The following is a 1417-nucleotide window of genomic DNA, read 5'->3' on the forward strand; positions in this document are numbered from 1 at the left end:
GGTCGTGGGTGTAGAAGCGGCGGTGGCCGGGGAAGGCGTCGTCCGAGGTGACCGGGGCTCCGGCGGCGGTGAGGCGGGTGGCGAGGCGGTCGAGGCCGGTGGTCAGGATGCCCGGGTGGGCCTTCGCCGCCGGGCGGAAATCGGCCTCCACGCCGAGGTGGATCTCCAGGGTGTCGGCGCGTACCCACAGGCCGCCCCGGGCCGCCAGCACCGGTGGCTTGGCGACCTCGACCATCTCCAGCACGCCGACGTAAAACGCCCGGCACTCGTCCTCGCTGCCCGCCGGAATGGCGAGCTGGACGTGGTGCAGGCCGTAGCCGTAGGGCGAAGCGGTCAGGGCAGGGCGCACGCCACCGCCTTCCAGGTGCGGGCCAGGACCGCGAGGTCCTGAGCCGGGGCACCCGCCCGCGACTCGACCGTGATGTCCACGCTCGCCCCCGCGAACACGTCGAGCCAGGGCAGATCGTCCGCGGTGAGCGGGCGGTGCCTGGGGCGCTCGCCGGGGTACGGCGCGGGGGTGAACCCCTTGACCTGTACGGCTCGCGCCAGCGGGGCCAGCGCCATCGCGTCGCCCGCGAAGTCGGCGGAAATCTCGTACAGGCCGAGGTTGTCGATCACCAGCGCACAGCCGTACCGGTGACACAGGTCGGCCAGCTCCGCCGGGCCGGCCCCGCCCCGGTGAGTCTCGATGAGGATGTCGGAGGCGTCGCGGTCGCGGGTGAGGGCGGCGATCTGGTCGTCGCACATCCTGCGCCCGGCCGCGCCCTCGGCCGCGAGCACCTTGACCGGCAGCCCCGGAAAGCGCCGGGCCGCGGCGAACCCCTCGCCGGTGTCCATCTGCCCCAAGGTCACCGACACGCCGACGAAGGCGATCGGCAGCCCCGCCAGGGCCGCTATGCCGTCCTGCTCCCAGCGCTGGCCCTTGCCCGCGCGCAGATCGACGACCGTGCCGCCGCCGCCACGGGTCAGCACGGCCAGGTCGCACGCGCGCAGCCGGGGAACGGACCCGGAGGAAAGCCCCAATCGCGCCCTCACCACTCCACCGCCGTCCCCGGATCGGCGGCACATCGATGGTCACCGGCGATAAAGACGTTAGTCGTGGATTTTCCCGCTCGTCCAATCCCAATGGTCACAACCCGCACAGTGCCCCCAAAGGCTGGTTGGAGCCGAACCCTTCCCCGGCCGCCGCGGCACGCCCGCCCCCCGGCGGAAAAAGACTCGGTACATCGGTTCCCCCTGTGGACCAATGTTCAAATTTAAGCTGACGTTTCCCGGGAAACGCAAGCCTTTAGCAGATATTCATGCCGACCCCGGATTCTCTACCGGGAAGCGGGGATCGTATTGCGCGATGGCGCTGAAGCGCCCGCGGTACCGGCGGCGGCCGACGTAAAGCGTCAAAAGTGTTACGCATCATACC

General features: G+C 70.9%; 2 protein-coding genes. Both read right to left on the reverse strand.

The annotated features are described in order from the left end of the window. Nucleotides 1-349, reverse strand: a 349-nt coding sequence (locus C1I98_RS38855) for a VOC family protein (protein ID WP_199537558.1), incomplete at its 3' end; no start/stop codon positions are given. Then, nucleotides 334-1035, reverse strand: a complete 702-nt coding sequence (locus C1I98_RS38860; RefSeq protein WP_146607931.1) for a hypothetical protein — start codon at nt 1033-1035, stop codon at nt 334-336. The genes C1I98_RS38860 and C1I98_RS38855, both read right to left, overlap by 16 nt. Nucleotides 1036-1417 lie beyond the last annotated feature (382 nt).

Source organism: Spongiactinospora gelatinilytica, assembly GCF_003236385.1.
GTDB lineage: Bacteria > Actinomycetota > Actinomycetes > Streptosporangiales > Streptosporangiaceae > Spongiactinospora > Spongiactinospora gelatinilytica.